We start from the raw sequence: 26,664 nt of genomic DNA on the forward strand, positions 1-26,664 counted from the left end.
TAATTGAGTCCGAAAAGAAGCCCGATATGGACAAGTCCATATAAAACCCCTCTTCGGAGAGTAATTAATAAAAAAACAATCAAGTCCGAATTACTTTCCTACTCTTCTTTAGGTAATCGATACGAAGCAAAGGGCTCCCCATAACGGAAAGGATTGCTAGCGTGATCAAGTGCCTCGATGGTGGTTGAGTCTAAGTTTAGTGATAGACACCTAAGATTTTCAATCACCTGTTCTTCGCTTGTTGCTCCGACAATAATGGAAGAAACAACTGAACGACTTAACAGCCATGCAAGCGATAATGCTGCTGGGGTTGTGTCAAGATTCTTTGCCGACTGTGCAACTTGTTTTACTAGCTGTAGATGTTTATCATCAAGACGTTTTCCGATATTCGAGTTGGGATCTTTATCTAACCTCGAACCTACCGGGATTTGCTTTCCATCGCCATATTTTCCAGTTAAAAGACCACCTGCAAGTGGAAAATAAGGGATGATCCCAACACCTTGATCGAGGCAGCATGGAATCAATTCTTGCTCCGGCGTACGGTCAGCGAGGGAATAGGATTGTTGAACCGTAACGAATCGAGATAGTCCTTGTTTGTCACTAATTCCAATCGCCTTCATGAGTTCCCATGCTGCATAGTTCGAAGCGCCAATATAGCGGACCTTTCCAGACTTTACAAGATCATCAAGTGCTCTTAATGTTTCTTCTAATGGAGTATTAGGATCGAAGCTATGAATTTGGTAAAGGTCGATATAGTCGGTTCGGAGTCGTTTTAAGCTTCCTTCGATTTCACGTTGAATATGATACCGAGAAGAGCCCTTGTCATTTGGACCTTGACCACAGGGAAGTCCTGCTTTTGTTGCAATGATCACCTCATGTCTGCGATCTGCCAAAGCCTCACCGATGATTTCCTCTGACTTTGTTCCTGAATAGATATTCGCAGTATCAATCAAATTTATCCCTTGATGGAGCGCTTGATGAATGATGCGGATAGATGTATCTTTGTCAGCACGTTTGCCAAATGAATTTCCCCCAAGTCCGAGTGCAGAAACTCGTAATCCGCTGGTTCCAAGATGTCGATATTTCATATTAATCGCCTCCTATTCTTATGAAATTATCTCTGTAAACGTAAACATATGTTAGTTTCATTAAAATCAATATAAGATTGTAAGTCAAATTTTAATCATTCTTTAGCTGCATTGTATACGTCATTTGCTAGGGCTAAAATCAATCAAGGCAAGGAATATTCCTTATTTGTCTTACAACCGATTTATAAAGACCTTGTAGTGAATAGCTAAAATTCATAAAAAACTATTGGGACATTATTATTAACATGATAAACTTATTATTGGAAAATAAGGTATACTTGCAATTAGTTAGTGAATGAATAGAATAAGGTATAACTTGATTTTAATCATGTTTATGACTTTAATAGGATCTTAACAACAAGAAATACATATAGATTTGGATGTGAAGAAAATGTCAGTTAAAAGAAATGATCCGTGTCCTTGTGGAAGTGGAAAGAAATATAAAAAGTGTTGTCTTATAAAAGATCATGCGATCGCTCTGAAACAAGCCAAACGTGAGCGGTTTTTTGAATTAAAACATGAAATGGTGAGGATGGCATCAAGTTTTACTTCTTCAAAGGTATCATTTAAAGAAAGATTTATCCTAGAAAATACATTTAGAAAACGAATCAATGCAGAAATACCTAAAGATGTTTTCAATTCGTTTTTTCAATTCTACCTTCTCTTTTTCCACGAATTTGAAAATAATCGTCGTGGGGTCGAATGGTTTTATGAAGAAAGAGGAGAAACTCTTCTTCCTGAACTGAAAGAGTTAGCTCAGAGATGGACAACCCTTACACCTACACTTATTCAAGCCGTTAACCATGATGAGAATGGGATCAGTGTCGAAACATACCCATCAAACGAAACGGTATATATGCCTTATTGTGAAACCTTACCCAATGTAAAACAAGGGAAAGTAACGTTTGGCTTAATTGAGCCCTTCGATCATGATTACTATCTTAATGGTGTTACGGCATGGGCAGTTCCAGGTACAGCGGATATGGTAAAAAATGAGATTGATCGATTAATAGCTAAAACGGGAAAATCCTATAATGAAATTGTTATAGAATATTATCCTGAGCTGATCTCGATCATCATTAACCATACTAATGTACGTGTATCAAGTGAGGATAACGATCCAAAACAAGTGATTCAGGAAAAATTGACCGACTCGACTAAAGAAAAAGAAACAAGTCTGAGCCAACTAGCAGAACCAGAAGATACAGTAGAAATGAATGAAGCGGAAAGTCCTTATTTTCAGCAATTGGGCTTTACTCCTGAAACAGCAACTAAATTTTATGGACAAGATATTGTAGATTTCTTTTTAGAAAAAACAGATGGAAAGACGGAGAGGACCATTGCTAAATATGAAAATAGCTTAAAATATCTAGTAGACTATTTTTCTAGTTTGGATGAGAGCGTAGATTCTTGGGATGCACGTATACTGGATTCGTTAGAGCAACTCATTTCCGATGAAGAATTCGAATTAAATAATATTCGAACAAAGACCCAGAAAAAAGCAATTGAATCTACCGTAAATGCCTTTATCAAATGGATAGAGAAACGATATGAGCTTAATTCCTTGGTATTAGAAGGGTAAATGGGTATAAACAAATGAGAACATAGCCCGCCATTTGGATGGTATAGTATTAGAGGATCTTACTGCATATTTAAAAAAATGCAGGCCGATATACCCCTGGTCTTAGTCATTTAATGATTAATAATAGGTTTTACGCCTACTCGGATAGAGAGAGGGACAGTATATACTGTCCCTCCTTTTAGTACCCTATTTGTCGGTCTACTAGACCGTGTAAAGGCACTTCATTTAGATATCGTTTTACATTTTCGATAAAAAAGGTACTGACATCGTCAACTGTACTTGGTCCCGATAAATGGGAAGTGACAAATACATTCGACATAGACCAGAAGATATGGTCTTTGGGCAACGGTTCTTTCTCAAATACATCGAGAACAGCAGCCTGAAGATGACCTGATTGCAGAACGGTTATTAAATCCCCTTCGTCTATTAATGCGCCTCGACCAACGTTTACAAGACAAGCATTTGGTTTCATTCCTAATAGAATGTCCTTGTTAACAATATGATGAGTAGAGTTCGTTAAAGGAAGAGTCAAGACCAAGTAGTCTAAGTCCTTCACAAATTCCAGCCACTGATCCGGATAATAGTGTTGGTCAACTAATGATGCTTGATTTCCGCTAAAACTCAATCCACTCACACTCATATCAAATGCACGGGCTTTTCGGACAATTTCGGCCCCAATTGATCCAAGGCCTGCCACCCCGATCGTTTTCCCTTTAAGCGTATCGGAAATAAAAGGGTCCCACATGCTGTTTAACTGGGACTCTTGCATTCGTTGACCATCTTTCACGATGTATAAAAGAAATGAAAATACATACTCAGAGATGTGAGTCCCAAATTGATTGACGATTCTGGTTAACGTAATGGTTTCAGGAATTGACTTGTCTAAAATGAGGTCATTAACGCCCGCTCCCATCGACTGAAACCATCGGACTGACGCAGCAATGGGCTCACTTAAGAGTTCGGTAGGAAATTTCCAACCTAATATAATCTCGGTACTTGGTAGGTATTTTTCTGCCTCCGCGAAAGTGGTTGCGCCCTTTACGGATATAAATCCCTGATTACGGATAGATTCAACATATCCATCCACTTCTGTTTGGCTAGGACTAAATACTAAAATATTAGGACTACGTCTGCTCATCCAAATCCTCCTTTTTGGTTCTATATCTATCATACCAAACTCAGACTATCTAACTTCTAAAGTTTTTTTAAAAAACTATACAAATACAAGGGACTCTGGGGACGTGGAAAGTTCCGGAGTCCATTTGGTTAGAAAGGATTTCCGTTACTATAAAGGAAAAAACCTTCATGGAGATTTCTAAAATGGAATGTTACCATCATATTACAAACATAAATCAATTCTTTAACGAAAGGAGTTGAAACGATGCTTGATAAAAGATACATGGATCTTTTTCAACACCTTAAAGAAGATCAGTACCAAACAGCACTTTATTTAGCTGAAAAAATTGAGACAAGTGATAAAACAGCCCGAGTGCTTCTTAATGAATTAAATGACATTCTCGAAGAAAGTGGAGCCCATATTGAAGTTAAACATGGACAGGGATATCGGCTTCAGATTAAGAACCATAAAAAGTTTGAAAAGTTTAAACGGTCCTTATCAAAAGAGTACCAAGAAAAAATACCTAATACGCCTGAAGAACGGGTTCAATTTTTAAAAGAATATTTATTGAATCAAACAGGTTATTGTAAATTAGATCAATTGAGTGAGCTTCTTTATATTTCAAGAAAAACCATTACAAATGATCTAAAAAAGGTTGAAGAGGACTTTGACAAATACAATATTAAGCTCATACGAACAAATCATGGAATCAAAGTTCAAGGAGAAGAATTTGATCTAAGGTTATGTCAAGCCAGTTGCTTGGCCATGAAATATGGCTCTATATCATTAAATGAAGAAGAAAAACAGCAAATGGATGATATAGCGTTATGTGTGAATCCGATACTTCAGGAACACCAATTTAGAATGTCGGATGTTGCTCTTCAGAATTTACTTATTCATATTTTCGTTTCGATCGAAAGAATTAAAGAGGAGCATGAAATTGTTTTAAACGACGAACAATTAGGTTCTTTGACATTGACATTCGAAACAGAGCTTATCATTGCGAATGAAATAGCTGAAAAACTTGAACAAAGAATCTCCGTTTCTTTTAATAAATCAGAAATAAAATACCTAGCTATTCATCTAGCAGGCAAGAGGATGCTGGACGGTAATAAAAGCGGGAAAAACTTGGTTATTAGTGGAAGAATCGATCAACTCGTTACAGAAATATTAGAGAAAATATATGAATCTTTTAAGATTGATTTTAGAGATAATCTTGACCTGAGAATGTCTTTAAGCCAACATATTGTTCCTTTAGAGGTTCGTCTGAAATTTGATATGACGATGAAAAACCCGTTATTGAATGAAATTAAAGAGAGATTTTTATTTGCCTATTCAATTGCAACTTTTGCATGTGGAATTATCGGTCAGCACTATAACAAACTATTAGATGAAAATGAAATCGCATACTTTGCTATGTCGTTTGAATTGGCATTACAAAGAGATAAATACAATATTCGTAAAAAAAATATCTTAATTGTATGTTCTTCAGGAAAAGGAAGCGCCCAACTATTGAAACATCAGTACCTTGAAAGATTTGGGAACTATATTAATGAGATTGAAACATGCGATGTTCACACTTTAGCCAGTAGAAGTTTAGATAATATTGACTATATTTTTACAACGGTTCCTATTAAAGCGAAAGTAAAGGTCCCCATATTGGAAGTCCAATACTTTTTAGAAAATAAAGATGCACAACATGTATTTGAAGTATTAACGAGAGATACCGGTGAAAACATTACTCAATATTATAGTGAATCCCTATTTTTCGCGGATTTAGATTTATCTACTAAGGAAGAAGTTCTTCAATATATGTGTCAAAGGATCCAGGAGATAGAGGATGTACCCGATGATTTTCAGGACGCTGTTTTTGCGAGAGAACGGCTCGCACCAACAGAATTTGGAAATTTTGTGGCGATCCCTCATCCCTCGAGGACTTTAAGTAAAAAAACCTTCGCTTGTGTCGCAATCTTAAAGAAGCCGATTATTTGGGAGAAACAAGAAGTACAGGTTGTCTTTCTTGTATCGATTGAAGATCAGCCAAGTAAAGAAATTCAAAAGTTTTATAAAACAACCTCAAAGCTCCTTATTCATAAAAACTACATCAATGAATTACGGAAAAAGAAGGACTTTGAAACACTCATACGTTTATTAAATACAGTAGAAAGTGAGATGGATTATTAATGGAGGAGATGGAATATACAGTAGCATTTGAGCTAATTTCACATGCTGGTGATTCTAAATCAGAATCAATGATGGCAATCGAATGTGCAAGAGAATTTCAATTTGAAGAGGCAAAAGAACATTTAATGAAGGCGGGTGAGAAACTGACGAAAGCCCATAATTCTCACTTGAACTTAATTCAAAATGAGGCAAAAGGCGAAAAGGTGAAGGTAAATATCATCCTTGTTCATGCCCAAGATCACTTATCGGGAGCGATTCTAATAAAGGATCAGGCTGAAGAATTTATTAATTTATACCAAATGATTAAAGAAATCAAAGAACAATATGTAACAAAAAAGAACACCAATATCGTGTAATGAAGGCGTTGCCAAACGATTTAAATCGAAAAAAATAACTACTTGTCAACAAAAATAGGAAAAGGGAGAGAGTCACAATGAATATTATGTTAGCTTGTAATGCGGGAATGTCCACTAGTTTAGTTGTAGCAAAAATGGAGGAGGCTGCTAAAGCGCAAGGAAAGGATTATAAAATTTGGGCGGTGGATCAAGCATCCGTGGAAAAAGAATTAGGGAATTTTGATGTTTTATTATTAGGACCTCAGATCAGTTATCTAAAAAGGAAATTGACAAAGCTTGTAGATGGAAAGGCTCCTGTCGATACAATCAATCCAGTCGATTATGGTAAATGTGATGGAGCAGCCGTATTAAAAGCAGCAGAGGAAATGTATCAATCATTTAACTAATTTTTCATACGGAGGAATGTTCAAATGGGAGTAAAAATGGAAAAAGCTAAAGATATCATGTTTGATGCCATTGAAAAATTTACATCTCAACGTCACATCAATGCCATAAAAAATGGGATGATTGCGTATGTACCTTTTACCATTATTGCATCGATTGCCCTACTTTTGGCAAACTTTCCTTCCGAAACCTATATAAATTTTGTAACGAAGCTTTTAAGGGTTTCAGAAGCAGCTGTATGGCAAGAAAAACTTAATTATTTTATGAACGGAACGATGGACATTGCTTCCATTATCTGTTTACTATTTATTTCTTATTATTTAGCGAAGGAATATAAAGAAATTGACCCTATGTATGCAAGCGTTATCAGTTTGTGTGTATATTTTCTAGTAACCCCACTTCAAACTGTTGATGGAGCGGTCATGCTGGAATATGCAAAATTAGGCGCCACTAGTTTAATTGTTGCTATTTTTGTAGGTCTTACTGTACCTGAACTTTATCGATTTTTAATGAATAGAAATTTGCAAATTAAATTACCAAGCTCTGTACCTCCAGCAGTAGCAGGATCGTTTGCTACTTTAATACCGATGGGAATCATCCTATTTGGTTTCTGGATTATTAAATTAATTTTATTAGCCACTCCTTTTGAAAATATTCATGTCATCATCAATACGATCATTGGAGAGCCTTTAGCTGGATTAGGAACAAGTGTTGTAGGATTTACAATTGCCGTATTCTTAACGAATCTATTATGGGTTTTTGGAATCCATGGATCATCGATTATTATGTTTGGTGCTTTAGCTCCAGTTTTATTAATGGCTAGTGATGCAAATAGACAAGCAGCTCAAGCGGGCTTAGAGCTTCCTAATATCTTAACCTATGAATTCTTTTCTTACACAGGCGGCGTTGGGTTATACATCTGTATTGCTGCATTAATCGTTGCCAAAAGTAAACAAATGAAGGAAATTTCAAAAGTAGGGATCGTTCCGGCGATTTTCGGAATTCACGAACCATTGGTATTCGGTTATCCAATTATGTTCAACCCATTCTTAGGATTTGTTTATATTATGGCTCCCGTTATAGGGGTTATCTTAACTTATATCGTTACCTCCCTTGGCTGGGTTGCAAAGCTTACAGGCACGGGTGTACCTTGGACAACCCCTCCTGGAATTTATGGATTTTTAGCAACAGGCGGTCATATCTCAGGCTTTGTATGGCAAATCATATTAGGAGTAATCTATATACTCATTTCAATTCCATTTGTAAAAATGTATGATAAGCAAAAATATAAAGAGGAAGCAGGAACAGAAGAACCAACAAAGTCTTCATCTGAAAAGGTCTTAAATATAAAAAAAGCTTAAAGAAAGGAAGTAAAAATGAATATCATTGATGTACCATTTAGTGTGTATGGGTCATACATGGCCATCGCTTATTATAATGGGGATGAAAGTTTACTTAAAAGCTTTAAAAATGTACAGGGAGAAGGGCTTTATTTAAAATCAGTTCGGGGAAAGTCAAGGGGAAACGCAGCTGTCTTTAAAATCATTCCAACCATAAACGAGAAACCAGTTGATTATACGTATGAAGCAGATTATGGGAAGATTGAATTAAAAACAGACGCCGGAATCATAGGGATTACCTTTGACGGCGATACAAGGCTGGTCTTTAAAGGTACAGGAGAAAATATTGGGGTTCGCCTCGACTGTATGCCAATAAATGAATATGATTATAACTTTTCATTAGAAAATGAGAGTGGTACCTATCATATCATTAATAGCTATAAAACATTAACAAAGTATATCGTCCAAAATGTAGTTGGATCTACTAACATAGTACAGGAATATAGTGAAAGTATGCTGGGCAGCTTAGAAAGCTATATTGATATTAACGCTAATGAAACAAATGAACTTTTAGCTGTCGTAGAAGAAATCCCAACTCATATGATCAAACCAACCCAAAAGCAATATTCATTTGAGGAAAGCGTTCAAAAGACCATCACTGATTTTGAAACATTTTATTCCAAGTTTCCAAAGGTTAGCCCTGAGTATGAAGAAACGAATCGTTTAGCAGTATATGTAACATGGTCTTGTACCGTTAAAAAACAAGGGTTACTTGGTAGGGATTCAGTGTATATGTCGAATAATGTATTTCCCGGAATCTGGAGCTGGGATCATTGCTATAATGCCATTGGACTTGCAGGCGTCCATAATCAACTTGCGTACGACCAAATGATGATTCTTTTTGATCATCAAGATGAGAGTGGCCAACTTCCAGGCTCAGTCAGTGACTCTACAATCCGCTGGAATTTTGCTAAGCCACCTATTCATGGATTATTCGTTCAAAAAATGATGGAGAAAATGTCATTTACAAACGAGCAACTTATCGAAGTCTACGAAAGTATTGAAAAACAAGTTCATTTTTGGCTGAATTATAAGGACAGTGACCAGGATGGAATTTGTGAGTACCATCATGGAAATGATTCAGGTTATGATAATAGTACCATTTTTATCAATGGATTTTTGGTAGAATCTCCTGATTTATCTGCTTTTCTCATAAAAGCAATGGATCTACTAGCTTCAATCGCCGAGAAGTTAGGACGAGGATATGAGAAATCGCAATGGAAGCTGAAAGCGGATCAATTGACAGCATTAACATTAAAGACATTCGTTGAAAATAATCAACCCATTGCAAGAGAAACCATCGGCAAAAAGGCAATTTACTCTGATTCTATTCTTCCATACAGTTTATTAGTGTTGGGGGAAAGATTACCAGCTGAATTAAGAGCTTCGATGATTGCTAAGCTAAAAAGCACTCAATTTTTAACAGATTATGGTCTTGCTACAGAGGCTGTAGATAGTCCATATTACGAGTCAGATGGTTATTGGAGAGGCCCGATTTGGGCACCAACCATGGTCCTATTAATTGACGCATTAGAGGATTGTGGTGAAGTGGAGTTTGCAAACCAACTAACGGTTAGGTTTTGTGAACTTGTGAAAAAGAGTGGATGTGCAGAAAACTTTGATGCGGTTACAGGAGATGCTTTATGTGATAAAGCTCATACGTGGACATCAAGCAGTTTTATATACTTGTGTAATAAAATAACCTAAACAAATATCCTATTATTAGAAGGTGCTCAACGAATTGAGCACCTTTCTTTATTAGAGGGATAGAGGGACAGCGTGGAAGTACCCCATCGGGATAAAAACAAAAATATCTTCGAAGTCCCCGAAAATGGCGTAACTGTTTTTATGGCCTCTCATAAATAACTTGAAAAACATAACAAACTCATGTATTTTGAGACATACTGATAGAATTTATTGAGAAATACAGAATAGGACGTGTAGAATATGATAAAAATTGAAATTCCGAATCCGGATGTTGTATTAACGAAAAAGAACCAGTTAGGGGAAAAAGTAGAGGCCGTCATTAGCAGTGAATATGGATTTACTGATTATCATCGAATTCCTCGTGATAAAGGCGGAATGATCTTGTTTTTCAACAAAGAGGATGAACTTTTATTTGTTGGTAAAGCCAGGAAGCTACGTCCGAGAGTGAAAAAGCATTTTGAGGATAATGTTTCTCCTATTAAGATGCATCGCGATGAGGTATATAGAATTGCGGTATCCGTTGTGGAAGATCCAATGGAAAGAGAAATTTATGAAACCTATATCATTAACACAAAACAAGCTAAGTATAATATTGATAAAGTATTTTATAAATAAGCTCTAATCAGACTGAATCTGAAAAAATTGTCAGACAGCAACCGGTAAAAGGGAAGGTTCACAGTTTGGAATAGCAGTTGTTTATTAGAAAATACTTAAATTGCAAAGGGCTCCAAGATATTTATTGAGGGGTTGAAAAATAGTATTAAAATTTATTTAGTATTAAATGGAAAAAATGAAGGCTTCGGGGTAGTTTTTTTGTCGAAAAGTATTTAAAATAAATAAAGTAAAAATATTCTATTTAATGGTTTTTGTAGGTAAAAGCTATATTTAGAAAATAACGAAGGACAGAGGTGTGGTATAGATTATGAGCAGTCAAATTAAAGTAGGAATTGTAGGCTATGGTAACCTAGGAAGAGGAACAATTGAAGCCATTAAACAATGTTCAGATATGGAACTTGTGGCACTCTTTACTAGAAGAGCACCTGAAAGTTTGTCCGTCAATGAACCCAAAGTAGAGGTTTTACATATTTCAAGTGCTGAGGATTATAAGGACAAAATTGATGTCATGATTTTATGTGGCGGTTCTGCAACCGACCTTCCAGAACAAGCTCCTCAATTTGCTAAAATGTTTAACACCATTGATAGTTACGACACACATGCAAAGATTCCTGAGTATTTTAGTGTGGTTGATCAAGCGGCTAAAGAAAGTGGCAAGATTAGTATCATTTCTGTTGGTTGGGACCCAGGTTTATTCTCTATCAATCGTTTAATGACAGAAGCGATTTTACCAAATGGAGCAACGTATACATTCTGGGGGAAAGGACTTAGCCAAGGACATTCAGACGCAATCCGTCGTGTAGAAGGTGTAGTAGGTGGAGTTCAGTATACGGTTCCGATTGATGAAGCGATCGAGAAGGTAAAAAGTGGGGTAAACCCTGAGCTTTCAACAGGTGAAAAACACCGTCGTGTATGTTATGTGGTAGCAGAAGAAGGCTATGATACAGCTAAAATTGAACACGATATTAAAACAATGCCGAACTATTTTGCTGATTATGAAACAGAAGTAAACTTTATTACAGCAGAAGAGTTAAAAGAAAATCACTCTAAATTGCCACACGGTGGATTTGTGATTCGAAGTGGAAAAACAGGAGAGGATAATAATCAAATTATCGAATTCTCCCTTAACCTAGATAGTAACCCAGAGTTTACAGCAAGTGTCCTTGTAGCGTATGCTCGTGCAGCTTATCGTTTGAATAAAGAAGGACAAGCTGGTGCGAAAACAGTATTTGATGTGGCACCAGGATATTTATCACCAAAATCTCCAGAAGATTTGAGAAGAGATCTATTATAAGAAGGTTCCTGCTTCCTGAGCGACGTTCCATGCTCAGAAGGCAGGTCTTTTTTAATTTCTAGAGAAAGCATCATTTTCTCCATTTTGTAAGAGACATCCTAATATTTGAAACTCATATTACTTGATGCATATGGTCAAAATCTATTTAGTTATTCTACAAAAGTTGTTAAAGAATAATTTAAAATGATCATTACAAATTAATGTACTAATAAACAGACTTACTATAATGGGTAAGTCCGTTTATTTTTGATTCGATCACGATAAAAATTGAACAAATTGTGACAATTATGTTAATTTTGATATAGAACTAAACAAAACTTAATAAAACGTAACAAAAGTCATTGTAGTGAAGAAATGGCTCCATTATAATTTCTAAAAATAGATAACCCTCTGATAGTCGATATGAGATGGCTTAGAGTCCTAGCAATCCGTTATTTAAAATAAAACAAGGTGTGAAGACGAATGATCGATCAAATTGAGGCCTTGCATCAAGAGCAACTATTATCTCCATTTTTATGTATTGCCTTAGGGGCTAATCCTTTTTTACATCCCAACATTGATGCTTGTTATCGTAAAAATGAGTGGGAATTTTATGAAGCGTATCAAAAGAGTAAGTTGAATGGAAATCCGCTTTTTTCCATGTATACAACAAAAAGTGAAGAGAAAATTAGGCAGGTAGCAGGGCTTGTTGAGTGGTGTTATCAGACTCAACAGTTCTCACAACTCGATCAATTAATTAAAAAAGGCTATAAATTCGCTTATCTTTATTTTCAACGTCAAACAAGAATCGATTTTGAGCATTTTATGCGTAGTTTTGCCAAAATGTTAAAGAGCAAAGGAAAGATGGTAAAAGAGGTTGAGCTCATTCATCAAAATATCATCCTTTGGTACTTGTGTGTTCGAGAAAATAAGCCCTTCAATAGCACGAATGTGGCTTGGCTATCTTTTCAGGAAGTCTTATCTGCATCGATAAATGATACAAAATTAAAAGATATCATTTTTTCGAAAGAGTCTTTAGAAAAATACAAAGATGAAATAAGTGATCTATATGAAGAATACAACATTCCAAAAACACTCCGTTTTGAAACGTTAGGGAACTTTATTGATTACTTGATTAGCAACAGTTTAAAAGAAGTCTATCGAACCTATCCATATTGTGATGCGGAAATGGCGGAGAAAAAAGTTTTTCAGCGATCTCCGGCTAAATATATCGGAGCTATTGGCGGCTGGTTGAAATCCCTTAAAATACATGAGCTGGACGCCACTGAACAGGTCCCATTTACAAAAAGAGATCTGGATCATGTTTTTTTAGAACTTTTTTACGCCAAAAAAAGTCGATATATTTCAAAAGAAGATCAAGATTTGTTTTTTATTACATGTTTATATTTAAAAGGCATGAGTTCTCTTTATCATGAAACAAAAGAAGTTTATTTGGACCAATCAAAGCGGGACCATTATATAGAATTGAAGGCAAAAGAGGCTGAAATTTGTGAGAAGGAAGCGGAACTGCTAAGGAAGCAACAAATATGGATGGTTCTGCAACGAAAGAAACAAAAAGAAATAGACGGATTAACAGAGGAGCTTCGTGACGCCCAAGCTAAAATTCGGCAATTGGAACAGCATATTGAGGACATGGATGATTATAAAAAGGAAGTGTATTCTCTTCGAAACTATATCCATAGAGAGGAACAAAAGCTCGATCACGTTGATCAAGTACCTTCCTTACAAACGATAACCGAGTTGATTCAGTCGAAACGGGTCGTCGTCTTTGGCGGAAACCGAAATTGGCAGTTAAAACTGAGAGACCATCTGCCAACCATTGAATTTTTTGATGTTGATGAGATAAATAGAGATATTTCGAAGATCCAACAAGTCGATGCCGTTTTTGTCAATACAACTGTATTTGCCCATTCTTTTTATAAAAAAATAATGAAAGAATTAAGTGAAAACCAAACCCCCCTTTATTATTTAAGCGGACAAACCAATATGAAGAAAACCGCATTAGAGATTTATAACTGGCTCATAGATTGAGAAGAAACCTCCAACGATATGTAAGTAGTTCAGTTTTTGTGGAGAAACATATAGTAGGACACAGGTTCCGTTATTTGCAACAATAATTGCGATTTCATATTCTTTTAGGAAATATTTATAATAATAACGTACTCCATGTCCACAAAAACATTAAAAAAACGCATGGGTCCATGCGTTTTTTCGATGATTTCAAATTTTTTTTACAGTTTCTCTACATTATCGGAACTATTTAAACGAAATGGAGGTTTCTATTTTATAACGTTTTTTCGTTATAATGAACAACCTCAGACCTACTTTTGTCCGTGTCACTATTCCAAAATGTCTTTTTAGAAAAAACACTTAAGATGATCGGAATAATAAGCAATCCAATCGTTACGTATATAATTTGATAGACTGATACCTGATCCACAATCAAACCACCTAATGCACTTCCTATGACAATTCCAAAATTAAACGTACTGGATTGAAGGGAGGTGGCGACATCTTTTCCCGTTTCAACTTGTCTAGTTACTGCAGCCTGGAAGATGGTAACGAGTGCCCCGAAAGATACACCCCATAAAAGGAATGCAAGATGTGAAACAACAGGCATTCCCTTAAAGCCTACAAACAGTAACATCGCTCCAAAAGCCAACGTTAACATGAAGACGGTTAAGGGTCCTAAATGATCATCAATTATTTTACCAGCTAAGATAACGGAGATTATCGTTCCAATTCCGAATATGGTAGTAGCTAGTGTAATTCCACCGGCAAAATCGAAATATTCGACAAGTGGAGAAATATACGTATACAAACCATAGTGAGCCATGATGGTAAGGAAAGTCACAACTAAACAAATCATCACTGACTTATTACGGATGATATAAAGCGGTGAATTCGTTTTTGTACGTTTCTCGCCTTCAACTGAAGGTAAAACGATCTGTCCAATAATAGCAATAACAAAAATAACGGCAGATAGAACACCGAATTCAATTCTCCACCCAAACTCTGTCCCAATCGTAGTCATAATCGGCAAGCCAATCCCAAGACCAAGGGTGGATCCAGCCATTGTCACGGCAATGGCCCTTCCATGAAATCGTGGGGATACGAGTCGCATGGCATAAGCTGAAACCATGGGCCACAATACCCCAGCGCTAATTCCTCCGATGAGTCTAGCAACAGCAATAAGTGAATAAGATGAAGAGAAGGCGATGAATACATTTGAAACACCAAAAATAATCATCAATATCGTGAGGAGCTTTTTCCTGTTCATTGGCATCGTCAATGTAATTAACGGAATCGTTCCAACTGCAGAGGCAATTGCATACACACTGACCAATAAGCCTATCGAAGAATAAGAAACATGCAGTCCTTCACTCATTTCTGGCAGAATTCCTGATGGCACCAGCTCCGATAAGATTCCCATAAAGGTCACACTAGAGAGAATTAATAAATACAGCCATGGAAATGTTTCTTTTTTCTGTTCCATATTTTCCTCCATTCTACCTACAGTTTTGCAACTGTACGACATGATGAGGGAATGTTTGTTCATTCCATTCTATTATTTTACTTCCTTAACTATTGTAGTCATGTAATCTACTAAATTCAATATGAAGGTATTGGGTATTTTTTTTGCTATTGACATCTACAGTGTATGAAGCATATAATACATTACGAAGGTGTATTAAGGTATTGATACATATTTTTACTTAGTCTGTATTAATCCATTAATACACGAGATTTTTACCTCCGCTGTATTAAGGGGGTGATACACTGCCATGGGACGCATGAAGTATAGAGAATTCTTATTTTTTGCGTTTGGTGTATCAATCACTTGATACAGAATAAACAAACTAAGTTTTTAGGAGATGGACCTATGGAAGCGAAATTTAATAATCGGGATCCTGTTTATGTGCAAGTGATACGGCATTTTAAAGAACAAATTGCCAAAGGTTACTTTGAACCAGGACAGGAAATTCCATCAAGAAGAGAACTAGCCAATCAATTGAAGATTAATCCGAATACTGCGCAAAGAGCGTACAAAGAAATGGAGGAACTAGGTTTGATTTTTACTGAAGGAAATAACCCGAGCCGAATCACAAAAGATGAACAAATGCTCAAAAGTGTACGAGAAGAACTAATTGTAGAGGCTGTTGACCATTTCGTATATTCGCTCCAAACCATTAATGTACCACTCCCAGAAGTATTGGGTCTAGTGAAAGAAACGTATGAAAAGAAAAGGAATGAATAGGGGGGACTATCGTGATTGAAGTAAAGAATATTACCAAAAAATACGGAAAGAAAAAAGTATTAGACGGGATTTCCTTCACAGCACAGAAAGGAGAAATCACTTGTTTAATTGGAATTAATGGAGTTGGGAAAACAACCATTATGAAAGCAATCATGAACTTAACCCCGATCGACAGCGGGAGCATTCTTATTGATGGCGAAAAAATCAATAAGAACAGCTACGAAAAAATTACGTTTATTCCCGATACAATTACCATGCTGCCACATATGAAGATTCGTGATGCGTTCACGTTTATGGCTGATTTTTATGATTGCTGGAATCAGGCTCGTGCATCTGAACTTCTTCAATTTTTCAAGTTAAAGGAAAGTGATCGAATTTCTGACCTTTCAAAAGGAAATACCGCAAAGGTAAATCTTCTGCTTGGACTAGCATTGGATGTTGATTATGTCTTAATGGACGAACCATTTTCAGGTATTGATATTTTCAGTCGGGAACAAATAGCGAATGTGTTTACAAGTCATTTAATTGAAGACCGTGGCGTTATTATTACAACCCATGAAATTAGTGATATTGAACATTTAATTGATAAGGTCGTTTTAGTGGATAATGGAGTGGTTTTGAAAGAATTCAACACAGAAGAAGTTAGAGAGAATGAAGGCAAGTCTGTAGTGGATGTCATGAGAGAGGTGTATCAAGCATGAACCGTTATTTAAAGCTCGTTCATTTTGAAATGAATCGATTTTTTAAAATTTATCTTGTGTTAATTGGCATTACGTTCCTTTTTCAAATGATCGCTGTTTTTACTACATCTCGTAGATACTTAGACCAAGCCAATGAACTCATTTATAAGGAATCCATGCCGATGAAAGAGTTCCTTGAACAACACGGGACGTTCTCATTATTCGATGCGACTAATTCCCTATGGTTTGGCGGTCCGATTGCTCTTTGTATCGCTGCGTTACTCTTTTATGTCTTTTTTATTTGGTATCGGGATTGGCTTGGGAAAAACACCTTTATTTATCGATTATTAATGTTACCAACTGATCGAATGAATGTATATTTATCAAAATTAACAACGATTTTATTATATGTTTTTGGTCTAGTAGCACTACAGATATTATTATTGCTCATGGAAGGACAAGTACTGAAATGGATCGTTCCAAACGAGTTTCGTTCAGATTCTTCTGTTTTTGAAATCATTAGTAGTAATGTGATTTTAAGTCTTATTATTCCACGTTCCTTTTTTGAATTTGTACTTATTTATGGAATTGGAATCACAGCGGTATTAACGGTCTTTACAGCGATTCTATTTGAACGGTCATTTCGGTTAAAAGGGCTCATTTATGGAATTATTTATTGTGCTTTAGCATTTTTCATCTTTTTAATTCCGTTATTAGTAGATGCTTTTATTCTTCGTTACTATTTCTACCCAATCGAACTGTTTGTCATGGAAGTGATCCTAGTTTTACTCCTTATAACAGTAGCACTTTGGTTGGGAAATTATTTAATCAAAAATAAAATAAGAGTTTGATGGGAGGGAGATGGTAAAATGAAACGTTACTGGAAATTAATGATGATAAGTCTTATCACGGTTGTTGTGATTGGAGCTTATTACACACAGGCTAGCTCGGCTAAAAAAGTAGGGATAGGTATTGAGTTTGAGAAAGTAATAGGCAATGAAGAGGAACTAAAAGATCTTATCTTTTACGGTGATTACGCAGTCGGGCATATGTACCAGCCATTACAAATTACAACAGAAGAAACGGTCAATCCGTATGATCGCTCTTTTCTTGAACAGCTCTCCCCAGCTATTCATTCCCCGATTTTTAATGAGTTGATTAAGGAACATAAAACATTTATGCGGGGCAAAGAATTGGTACCTAATAACTTTTATGAAGATGAAAATGTATTAGTTTATGCCAGTTTCAAAGGGGATTTCCATGACTTTTCTGATCGTGATGTCCAATTTGATATTGATATTTTAAATAAGAATTCAGAGGAAACAGTATCTATTCAGGCAGACATCCCCTTTTTGGAAAAGTATAATTGGATGAATATGGATGATGTTGTCGTAATCGGGAATGAGCTAAAGTTAGTTGTCCGAGGAGATCGGACAGAAGGTGGATCTGATTTAAAGCTATACAGCTTTGATATGACAGAAAAACAAATCGTTGGAAATGACGAGATTGTCTCCACTGAAGTGGTAGATAACGGTTGGACAGATATGACTATTTTCAATGACTTGCATTCCACAATAAATCCACAGAAATATTATGTGATTAAATTAGACACATATGAAGCAGAGGAAGTTTATCGTGATGGATATGCTGTTAGCCATGACGGAGAGGCAAAAGTCGTTAAAAGTGAAGTGCTTGTTTACAATATTGAAAAGAACGAAGTAAAACAATGGGAGATTCCAGAAGAAATGATGGAATCACTTCATGCGGCCTCCATTGAGCAATCTTCCATCTATACGTATACCGTAACAGATGCGGGAATTGAAGTCAGTCAATATGATTTTGAAAAAGAAGAATGGGGTGGAAAACAGACGTTTGATTCTAAACATAGTATAAATAACGAAAATCCGCCATTTATTAAAATCATGAATGAAAAAATCTATATCATTTCAGCGGTAAATAGCGAACATATACTGTTAATCGGTGATCTAAATTCGGGAAAAACCTTATATGAAGGAAAGCTAATGGTTACGGATCAAAAGGAAAATCCAAAAGGATATCGGCTTTATTTTAATGAAATCGACTCAATTTGATAGAAAAAACGACAGGAATAATTTATTGCCTGTCGTTTTTTTATTTACCTATGAGTCGATACTTTAGTATGAATCATACAAAAAAATAGAAAAATATGAGCTGGTTCAACCATGTTGAGATTAATCAGAATATTTCGATGTAAGAATGCACTTACAAAAAATATAAAGGTTTATAAATTGTTCATAAAAAAAATGGGTATATATTACTGCTGTTGCAGTAATATATACCCATTTAATTCACCTAAGTTCAATAACTATTAATAGAATCTTAATTAAAAGAGTTGATAATAAACTCACCGTAAAAATATTAGCAAGTTTGTAAAAACAGTTGATTAGATATGAAGTCTGGTTAAGAATTGTTAAATCGAACTAGTGAAGAAAGATGGAGTAAATTGAAGAAAAATTGAGTAAAAGACAAATTTTAGCAAGAATATATCGAAATTTCAGATTTTCATACTATTTCAAATTGGGTGTACACTAATCGTGCAAAAGAACTATAAATAATTGGAGGTATATGTAGGGATGGATAAGAAATTTAAAGAAGTTAGAAATGTACTTAACATGAAGAAAATTGTCAGTGCTGGATTAGTTGCGGGAACATTATTTGCGTCCACTTCAGCTTTTGCTGCAGAGCAAGATCAAGAAACGACTAGGTATAGTTTCCAAGATCGAGTGAGTAAAGGCTCTTATATTAATCAAGACCAAGCAGACAATGATTTTGCAAGTGTATTACAAAATATCCAAGACAAAAAGGCTACTCAAAAACAACGTCTTTCTCTATGGGCAGAACAAAGATCAAATGCAACAGGTGATTTACTAGCACAAACACAAGCATCTGATAGTTTTTCCACATTAGAACAAGCAGGCAATAACGTTGAGAATGACCAAGATCAAGCAGTTGATATGGTGGAACTACAAGAGCAAACAGGTAATGGAAACGAAATTATTCAGGATCAATTATCTTTCGGAGAAAATGGCCAACTTCAAAATACTAATGGGACAAGCAATAGCCAAGTACAAGATATTTACAGTGAAATTGATCAAATTAAAGCGGGTATCGGCTCACGTCTAAGCCAAATTCAAGATTCCTATAAATATAATCAACAAAACCAAGGCATTGGCGGTAACTTAAATACACAAGATCAATTTGCGTATAACGATACAGATGCTAACCAAAATGCAGATGGAGATTTAATTGATCAACTTCAAGGATCATATGATACGAATATCCAAAACCAACAAATAGCTGGAGAAGGAAACTATCCTTACCAAGACATCTACAATGGCACCACTCAAAATCAAGGTGCTGACGGTAATAGTATGACTCAAAACCAACTTGCCGATAATCTTTCAGAGCAAATGGCTGGAGTTATTGGAAATGAAAACGATGCTGACCAATATTCTTACAATTACAATAACCAAAATCAAACAGGGACAATTGAAAATGCTCACCAAAACCAAACTACTACTAATACAACCGGACAAGGGGCTACTGTAGAGGGAAATGGAAACTACATTGTTGAAGACGTTGAAACTGATAGTATTCAAACCCAAGAAGGAATGTTGGGTGCTTATCAATCTCAAGATTCAGCAAATGTTTCAGAACAAAGTGGAGCGCTGGCTGGTAACGATAGTGAACTTACACAAAATGGTTTTGGTGGACTATATCAAGATCAATTTGGTGCAGATGAAGCTGTTCAAAACCAAGGTTCTAGCATTACAAACGGCCAGGGTGCATCTGTAACAGGTGACAACGTAAATGCGGTTCAAGATTCAGTTAATTATGGAGAGCAAAATCAATTTGGTGCTACTGATACAACACAAGACCAAAATATTGATACAGAAAGTACACAATTAGTTGTTGCAGATAGTGGAAACACTGTAGCTGTACAATATAATTACAATGATGTTGCCCAGGATCAAACAGGCTTTGAAGGAAGTATTCAAGATCAAGATTCAGCTATTTCTGTTGAACAAGGCGCAACAGTTGAAGGTGCAAATAAGAATGTATCCCAGGATGCAGAGTCTATTACAGAGCAAATTCAAGTTGGTGACGCTGGATCTGACCAATACCAAGGTTCATCAAATGAAACAACACAAGTAACAAATAATGCTGGTACAAATAATGCAGGAGTTCAAGAAAACTCAAACACGGTAACACAGGTTCAATCAGGATCTGGAGATGCACAAGCTCAAAATTCTTCAGTAGTCACTGATCAAACATCTTCTTCTACTGGTGAAAACAATGTGGTTACTCAAACAAGTATCAATGATAAAACTCAATCTCAAACATCTAAAGGAAAAGCCAAACAAAGACAATTCTCTGATGTTACAACAACTCAAAACGCTGTATCAGAAGGCGATAACGTTAGCCAATCTCAATCTTCAAGCTTTACAGTAATTCAAGGGCAATCTGCAAACTGATAAGGTTAGGTTAATACTAGGTTAGGCTCCATCTAGTACTTGCTGGATGGAGCTTTCTCTTTCAACTTTACATACCTAGGAGGTTTTAGTGATGTTTAAAAAAGTAGTCGGATCCTTCATCATCGCTTCAGCTTTAAGTGTTGGTTTTGGCGCAACCCAAAGTGAAGCAAGTGAATGGAATCAATCCTCTATTCAAGTGGAACAATCAAATAGTGGTTGGGAAAGAATGATAGAAATTCAACAAGATAGAATGGACGAACGGAGAAGTGAAATGAGAGGTTCTATCAGTTCAATGCAAAAAGATTCTATTCATGTAAAAAGCTATCAACTTCAAAACGGTTATTCTAAAGGGGCAGCGACTGCTTCCCAAAAAAGTGAAATGAATCTTGATGTAGATAGTGAACTAAACAACAGGTCAACTGAACTTAAACAAACGACTGAAGGCTCAGGGATTATCGAACAAACTACAACAACAAAGAACTCAGCACGTCTACTACAATCTCAAAGCAACACAACAGCCATCTATCATTTCCAAGCAGCCATTGAAGGCGGACCTTCAATTCAAAACCAAATGGTCCAAGTACATGCCTTTCAATTTTCATCTCTTATCGAGAGGTAAAAGATTTAAGGCTGTTTATCGTTAGAAATCAAAAAGGGGAGAGTGAGTGTAATTCACTTAATCCCCTTTTAAAATGAGTATTTAGTATCCAAAATTAATTTGCCTTCGCCTTTAAAGGCTGTTCATTGGTATTAACCTTTTTCCCTTGTTGATTAGCAATAAAAACTGCTAATGCGGCGATGATTCCTGGTATAGCAAAGACTAGGAAGTTCAACTGTAAGGTTAAACCAGAAGTAAGTAAAATTCCTCCAATTGTAGGTCCCATAATTCCACCAATCCGCCCTATACCTAAGGCCCATCCGAGTGCAGTGGATCGCATTGTCACTGGATAAAATTGTGAAGTATAAGAGTGTGTTAGATTTTGAGTACCAACGGTTGCGGCTCCTGCAATGGCCACTAGAACATATAATAGAATCATATTCTTGGCAAAACCAAGACTAGTTATTGTCGCAAAGGCGATTAAAAAGAATAGGATTAGTGCCTTTCCAACACCCCAGCGGTCAGCTACCCAACCCATTAGAATGGCACCAACTGTAGCCCCGACATTTAGGGCGAGAAGGAAGCTTAAACTTGAACCAAGAGGGAAGCCAGCTTCCGTCATAAATTTAGGCAACCATGTATTTAGCCCATAAAGCATAAGGAGTGACATCCCATAGGTTAACCAGATCATCACGGTTAAAAGAGCTCTGTTTTCAGTGAATAGATTTTTAACGGGTGATGAGGTTTCCTTTGACTTATTCAATACAAAAGTTTCATTCATCTTTGGTTTATAGTTTGGATTTAACTTAACAAGGATATTTTGGATGCCTTTATGATCATTTTTCGCAACTAATGTTCCGATTGATTCTGGTAGCGATTTCATTAGGAAAGGTATGAACAAGATTGGAAGTGCGCCAAAGAAGAAAACAGACTCCCAGCCAAATTTTGAGATAAGAACCATACTTAATAGTGCAGCGACCACGCCACCGATGGAATAGCCAGCCATAATGGTTGCAATCATACGACTGCGTAAACCTTTTGGTGAATACTCACTGATTAAACCGATAACATTAGGCATCATTCCACCCAAACCTAAACCAGTAATGAATCGAAAAACCCCAAACAATTCAGGTGTTGGGGCTAAGCCTGAGAAAAGCATAAATAAACTAAAAATCGATACACAGATTAAGATAATTTTCTTTCTTCCTAATTTATCAGCTAATGTTCCAAATATGAATGCCCCAAACATCATTCCAAATAAAGCATAACTGCCATACATTCCCGCCTCAACAGTGGAAATTCCCCATTCATCGATAATCGTAGGTACGACGGCCCCGTAGACGACTAAGTCATATCCATCAAACAGCATTAAAATGGCTCCCCAGAAAAGCAACATACCATGAAACTTGTTAAACTTAGTTTGTTCAAGCATTTGTTCCGCATTTGTTGTTGTATGCATAGAATTCTCCCCCTTTGTTTTTTGGTCAATTCGTCAATTCATTGGTGAAACTAAATTAAAATAACTCTCTCCCATTCCCTTATAAAGAAACTAGATAATATGAAATCGTTTGCACGGTGGCAACGTTATTATAATATCAGAATATTTAATGATTTGGCAATGTTTTTATCTAATTTTTCCTATTTTTACATATTATCAGAATACTATACTCGGATATTCTATTGTCTTTTGAATATATTTATCAGTGGATTTTTCTATAGAAAAAAGAACAGAATGAACTTCTAAGTATCTTTAGAGGATCATTCTGTTCTGGCTTTTAAACGATTAACAACCCTTTTGTGCCTGTTCTATAATTTCAGCTAACTCTAGTCCTGTTGGACCAACATACCCTCCGGTTTCATTATGGATATAAGGGTTTGTTCCGAGCGATTGTTCCTCTCTATTAGAGATTCCATCACCATCATAATCCTCGAGTTCATCGATGATTTTATTATGATCTCCATCATGATGCAATGGACTTAATCTCATTTTCTTCCAATCCTCAACATCCTCAACTACTACAGTCTCTTGGTCGGATGGTGGAATAAAATCTATCCAATCATATTCCATACATTCAAATGTAAAATAAAAACTTGTAGGGGAATGATACTTGATTTCAAATTCATCAGACAATCCATCATCATCTGTATCTTCTTTAAATGGATCAGTTTTAAATTTGTTTATTTCTAGATGATTTGGTACCCCGTCATTATCACGGTCGATGAAAAATTGGATTAAGCTAGTTTGAGCGTTCTGCTGTTTTCTATTTGCGTTTACTGGCTTTCCGATTTTTCTTGGTTCTTTAAGAACTTTCTTTTGAATAGGAACTCGATTTCCTTTATAGTCCACTCCGTTGTTGGGACTTCTGGATTCTCCCAGTATAGGGTTTTGAGAAACTTCTTTTTCAGGCTTTATTTCGCTAGGATGATTCGGATCTTTTGTTTCTGGGTTATCCATTGTAGGGCTTTCTATATCAGGCGCTGGTGGCTCTTCAGCAATTGGCTCTTCAACATCATTGGATTGTCTACTATCTTCTATAAAGTGATCTAGTTCAATGTTACTTTTCAGAGTCGTTTGTAAACCTTGTTCTACTGATGGATGAACCGTTACATTATTTAATATCGAAAGAATTCCCCAATCAAATTCTTTTCGATATTCTTGTGATTTTTGGACCGGGAGTTGAGATTCAAGGATGTATTCTTCTTCATGTGTATCTATTTCTTCGTCGTTGACGATAATCGATTGGAAAATTGTAACGACAAAATGAGATACCTTTTTGACAATATTTATCCCATTCTCAGCGATTGCTTTGATCCTTACTTTTTCTTCTTCCAATTCTCCATTATCTGTAACTGCCTCAATCCTTTGTTTTTGATGAACCTCTGCATCACCGCTTGTTTCCGAATTTTGTTCTAGGTTACTTTTAATATTTACTCCATGCCTATTCTTACTTTGACTCTCATCTAAGTTTGTTTCAACCTTTTGGTGTGACTTAATTTCAGTTTTCATAGACTGTTTAACAGCATCCGTTTCATGATTAGAATAAATAGATTGATGTTGATTTGTTTTAATGGAGCTTTCCTGGTTTTGTTCGTTTCCCTGTTCCTTATTAGGAGATTGACTATATTCTACTAATATAGTTTGTTCTTGTTCCGCATCAATCTTCTCGGCACTAGCTCCAGATTGTGATTGTTCTGCATGGACCTCCACGGACTGTTCTATGTTGGTAGAGTTAGGCTCATTTTTTTGATTAGATGCTGTTTGCTCCTGTTCTCCAGTTACTTCCTGATTTTGAATAATGTTATCCGACTCTTCGCCTATATCAATCTGTTGTTTCTGATCTACAATGACATCCATCTGTTGGTTTTCTTCTTGAATATCAACTTGTTTATCTTCTATTTTGATCTCTGTTTGTGCACTAGCTGGTATTCCTCCAAAAATGACTAAATGAACAACTAACAATAAGATGAATAACCTTTTAAACAATTTAGCAGTAACCTCCCATATTACTTAAGAACTATATCTATAATAGTATAATTTTATTATTCGTAATATTGAGTTTACTGATTCTTAATAAGATCTTTAAATACGAAATCCGTGAACGCTTTTTAGTCTTATTTTCCAAATATAAAGTGACAGGCACCTTCCAAAAACTGGAAGGTGCCTGTGTGTTGCGGAACTGTCACCAAGCTCCTTGAATAAATTCGGTAATTGTTTGAATATTGGGCTCTGCGGAACGGACTTTTAAATTGATCATGGATGTGATGATCGATTCGGATACGGGTTGAAGAACAGTGATAGACCCATTATCTAGTTCATTTTTAATTATATTTTCCCCTAAAATGGCATATCCAGTGCCGTTTAAGACAGCTCTTTTTATCGTTTCGTCACTGCCGCCAACGACAATCATGGATTGGGGTTGAAGATCGTTACTTTTAAAATAGCGGTCAATAATATTACTGAAACTGCAGTCCTTGTCGTAGGAGATAAATGGATATTGGAGAAAAACTTCTTCTAATGATTTGTTTTTACTAATCTCAGATGAAACGACAAGAAGTGTCTTTTCTTCCTCTAAAAAGGTCTGTTTCATATCCACTTCATGGCAGTCACTTGCTATAATCGCAATGTCCGCTACATGATCCTTCACACTTTGAATCCCATGCATACTGTTCAGTGGTAATAGATTTACTCGCACTTCCGGGTACATATCCATATAGGATTTAATCATGGGGGACAACTGCTGTGAACAATAATACTCAGAGGCCGCAATAGTTAAAACTCCTGAAGGTCCATGTAATTCTTCCATATCTCTTTCCATTTCCTCAATAAGAGAAAAAAGTTGGTCCACGTGAATCTTGAGTCTTTTTCCAGCAGTCGTTAACAACGTCTTTTTTCCAATTCTCGTTAAAAGTGTATGATTCAGCTCTTTTTCGAGAGCTTGAATTTGCAAGGTGAGGGTAGGTTGGGTATAGCCTAAAGATTTCGCTGCCTTCGTCAAATTCAATTCCTCTGCAACCACTTTAAAGGTTTTCAAATTACGTAATTCCATAGCGTCAACTTCCTTCTAATAACGTCCAACCTAAAAGTGAATAGACGTGATTCCTTCAGAAATAAAATTATTATAGCATAAACAACATACGTCTTCTTGATATATTGGTTTTGGTAATAGGTGGAAATCCTATCTAATAAATATACAAACAAATCCATAATGATGCATAAATTCTTTTAATAGTTCAGTAAACGTGTTTATTGGTATTTGTCTTTGTTTTGAGTATGTTTCCTATCTACTAGTGTTTTATTAGCCAAATATTGGGAATTAACAATACGAAATCCTCCTTTTTACTATTAAAATTACTTATGGATTGAATTTGATTAAATATACATCGTAT

The 26,664-nt window shown here is 36.0% G+C and carries 21 protein-coding genes; 15 read left to right on the top strand and 6 right to left on the bottom strand.

The features are described 5' to 3' along the window. Positions 1-98 precede the first annotated feature (98 nt). Complete coding sequence (locus tag Q5760_RS03415) at positions 99-1,088, bottom strand: aldo/keto reductase (RefSeq protein WP_428910847.1); 990 nt, start codon at positions 1,086-1,088, stop codon at positions 99-101. A 391-nt stretch (positions 1,089-1,479) separates the two neighbouring features. On the opposite strand from Q5760_RS03415, the gene Q5760_RS03420 reads away from it, so the two are divergent. Further along, the gene (locus Q5760_RS03420) at positions 1,480-2,670 is read left to right on the top strand and encodes a YecA family protein (RefSeq protein ID WP_428910848.1); all 1,191 of its coding nucleotides are present in this window, start codon (positions 1,480-1,482) and stop codon (positions 2,668-2,670) included. A 178-nt stretch (positions 2,671-2,848) separates the two neighbouring features. On the opposite strand, the gene Q5760_RS03425 is transcribed toward Q5760_RS03420, so the two are convergent. Beyond that, positions 2,849-3,808, bottom strand: coding sequence for a D-2-hydroxyacid dehydrogenase (locus tag Q5760_RS03425; RefSeq protein WP_428910849.1), 960 nt, complete (start codon positions 3,806-3,808; stop codon positions 2,849-2,851). A gap of 243 nt (positions 3,809-4,051) precedes the next feature. Here Q5760_RS03425 and Q5760_RS03430 point away from each other — a divergent pair, with 243 nt between their 5' ends. The 8 genes from Q5760_RS03430 to Q5760_RS03465 all read left to right on the top strand — a co-directional run bounded on the left by Q5760_RS03430 (position 4,052) and on the right by Q5760_RS03465 (position 13,758). Then, on the top strand, positions 4,052-5,971 hold the full coding sequence (locus Q5760_RS03430) for a BglG family transcription antiterminator (protein ID WP_428910850.1): 1,920 nt from the start codon (positions 4,052-4,054) through the stop codon (positions 5,969-5,971). After that, the gene (locus tag Q5760_RS03435) at positions 5,971-6,327 is read left to right on the top strand and encodes a PTS lactose/cellobiose transporter subunit IIA (RefSeq protein WP_428910851.1); all 357 of its coding nucleotides are present in this window, start codon (positions 5,971-5,973) and stop codon (positions 6,325-6,327) included. Before Q5760_RS03430 ends, Q5760_RS03435 begins: the two co-directional genes overlap by 1 nt. A gap of 77 nt (positions 6,328-6,404) precedes the next feature. Further along, positions 6,405-6,713, top strand: coding sequence for a PTS sugar transporter subunit IIB (locus Q5760_RS03440; RefSeq protein ID WP_428910852.1), 309 nt, complete (start codon positions 6,405-6,407; stop codon positions 6,711-6,713). 24 nt (positions 6,714-6,737) lie between these two features. After that, positions 6,738-8,072 (top strand): PTS sugar transporter subunit IIC, encoded by a 1,335-nt coding sequence (locus Q5760_RS03445; RefSeq protein WP_428910853.1) that lies wholly within the window; start codon positions 6,738-6,740, stop codon positions 8,070-8,072. Positions 8,073-8,087: 15 nt separating this feature from the next. Continuing rightward, positions 8,088-9,818 carry an amylo-alpha-1,6-glucosidase gene (locus Q5760_RS03450; RefSeq protein WP_428910854.1) on the top strand — a complete coding sequence of 577 codons (1,731 nt, stop codon included), beginning with the start codon at positions 8,088-8,090 and terminating at the stop codon, positions 9,816-9,818. A gap of 240 nt (positions 9,819-10,058) precedes the next feature. Continuing rightward, positions 10,059-10,433 carry a nucleotide excision repair endonuclease gene (locus Q5760_RS03455; protein ID WP_428910855.1) on the top strand — a complete coding sequence of 125 codons (375 nt, stop codon included), beginning with the start codon at positions 10,059-10,061 and terminating at the stop codon, positions 10,431-10,433. 307 nt (positions 10,434-10,740) lie between these two features. Then, a complete protein-coding gene (locus Q5760_RS03460) occupies positions 10,741-11,727 on the top strand; it encodes a diaminopimelate dehydrogenase (RefSeq protein WP_428910856.1) in 987 nt (328 codons plus the stop codon). 462 nt (positions 11,728-12,189) lie between these two features. Continuing rightward, positions 12,190-13,758: a hypothetical protein gene (locus tag Q5760_RS03465; protein ID WP_428910857.1), complete on the top strand. Its 1,569-nt coding sequence runs from the start codon at positions 12,190-12,192 to the stop codon at positions 13,756-13,758. 253 nt (positions 13,759-14,011) lie between these two features. Here the strand turns inward: Q5760_RS03465 and Q5760_RS03470 are convergent, their stop codons facing one another. Then, complete coding sequence (locus tag Q5760_RS03470) at positions 14,012-15,223, bottom strand: MFS transporter (RefSeq protein WP_428910858.1); 1,212 nt, start codon at positions 15,221-15,223, stop codon at positions 14,012-14,014. 387 nt (positions 15,224-15,610) lie between these two features. On the opposite strand from Q5760_RS03470, the gene Q5760_RS03475 reads away from it, so the two are divergent. From Q5760_RS03475 to Q5760_RS03500, 6 genes are all read left to right on the top strand, one after another. Further along, positions 15,611-15,985, top strand: a complete 375-nt coding sequence (locus tag Q5760_RS03475) for a GntR family transcriptional regulator (RefSeq protein ID WP_428910859.1) — start codon at positions 15,611-15,613, stop codon at positions 15,983-15,985. Between the two features lie 11 nt (positions 15,986-15,996). Continuing rightward, the gene (locus Q5760_RS03480; RefSeq protein ID WP_428910860.1) at positions 15,997-16,686 is read left to right on the top strand and encodes an ABC transporter ATP-binding protein; all 690 of its coding nucleotides are present in this window, start codon (positions 15,997-15,999) and stop codon (positions 16,684-16,686) included. Then, positions 16,683-17,516 (top strand): hypothetical protein, encoded by an 834-nt coding sequence (locus tag Q5760_RS03485; protein ID WP_428910861.1) that lies wholly within the window; start codon positions 16,683-16,685, stop codon positions 17,514-17,516. The genes Q5760_RS03480 and Q5760_RS03485 overlap by 4 nt, the downstream gene beginning before the upstream one ends. Positions 17,517-17,534: 18 nt before the next feature. After that, positions 17,535-18,755, top strand: coding sequence for a hypothetical protein (locus Q5760_RS03490; protein ID WP_428910862.1), 1,221 nt, complete (start codon positions 17,535-17,537; stop codon positions 18,753-18,755). Between the two features lie 522 nt (positions 18,756-19,277). Further along, a complete protein-coding gene (locus Q5760_RS03495; RefSeq protein WP_428910863.1) occupies positions 19,278-21,179 on the top strand; it encodes a hypothetical protein in 1,902 nt (633 codons plus the stop codon). Between the two features lie 91 nt (positions 21,180-21,270). Further along, the gene (locus tag Q5760_RS03500; RefSeq protein ID WP_428910864.1) at positions 21,271-21,798 is read left to right on the top strand and encodes a hypothetical protein; all 528 of its coding nucleotides are present in this window, start codon (positions 21,271-21,273) and stop codon (positions 21,796-21,798) included. A gap of 94 nt (positions 21,799-21,892) precedes the next feature. Here Q5760_RS03500 and Q5760_RS03505 read toward each other — a convergent pair whose 3' ends face one another. The 3 genes from Q5760_RS03505 to Q5760_RS03515 all read right to left on the bottom strand — a co-directional run bounded on the left by Q5760_RS03505 (position 21,893) and on the right by Q5760_RS03515 (position 26,324). Then, on the bottom strand, positions 21,893-23,236 hold the full coding sequence (locus tag Q5760_RS03505; RefSeq protein WP_428910865.1) for an MFS transporter: 1,344 nt from the start codon (positions 23,234-23,236) through the stop codon (positions 21,893-21,895). A gap of 324 nt (positions 23,237-23,560) precedes the next feature. Further along, the gene (locus Q5760_RS03510; RefSeq protein ID WP_428910866.1) at positions 23,561-25,261 is read right to left on the bottom strand and encodes a hypothetical protein; all 1,701 of its coding nucleotides are present in this window, start codon (positions 25,259-25,261) and stop codon (positions 23,561-23,563) included. 196 nt (positions 25,262-25,457) lie between these two features. After that, entirely contained in the window at positions 25,458-26,324 is an 867-nt protein-coding gene (locus Q5760_RS03515; protein ID WP_428910867.1) for a LysR family transcriptional regulator, read from the bottom strand. Between the last annotated feature and the right edge of the window lie 340 nt (positions 26,325-26,664).

It is taken from the genome of Niallia sp. Kr1 (assembly GCF_050389805.1).
GTDB lineage: Bacteria > Bacillota > Bacilli > Bacillales > Cytobacillaceae > Bacillus_BD.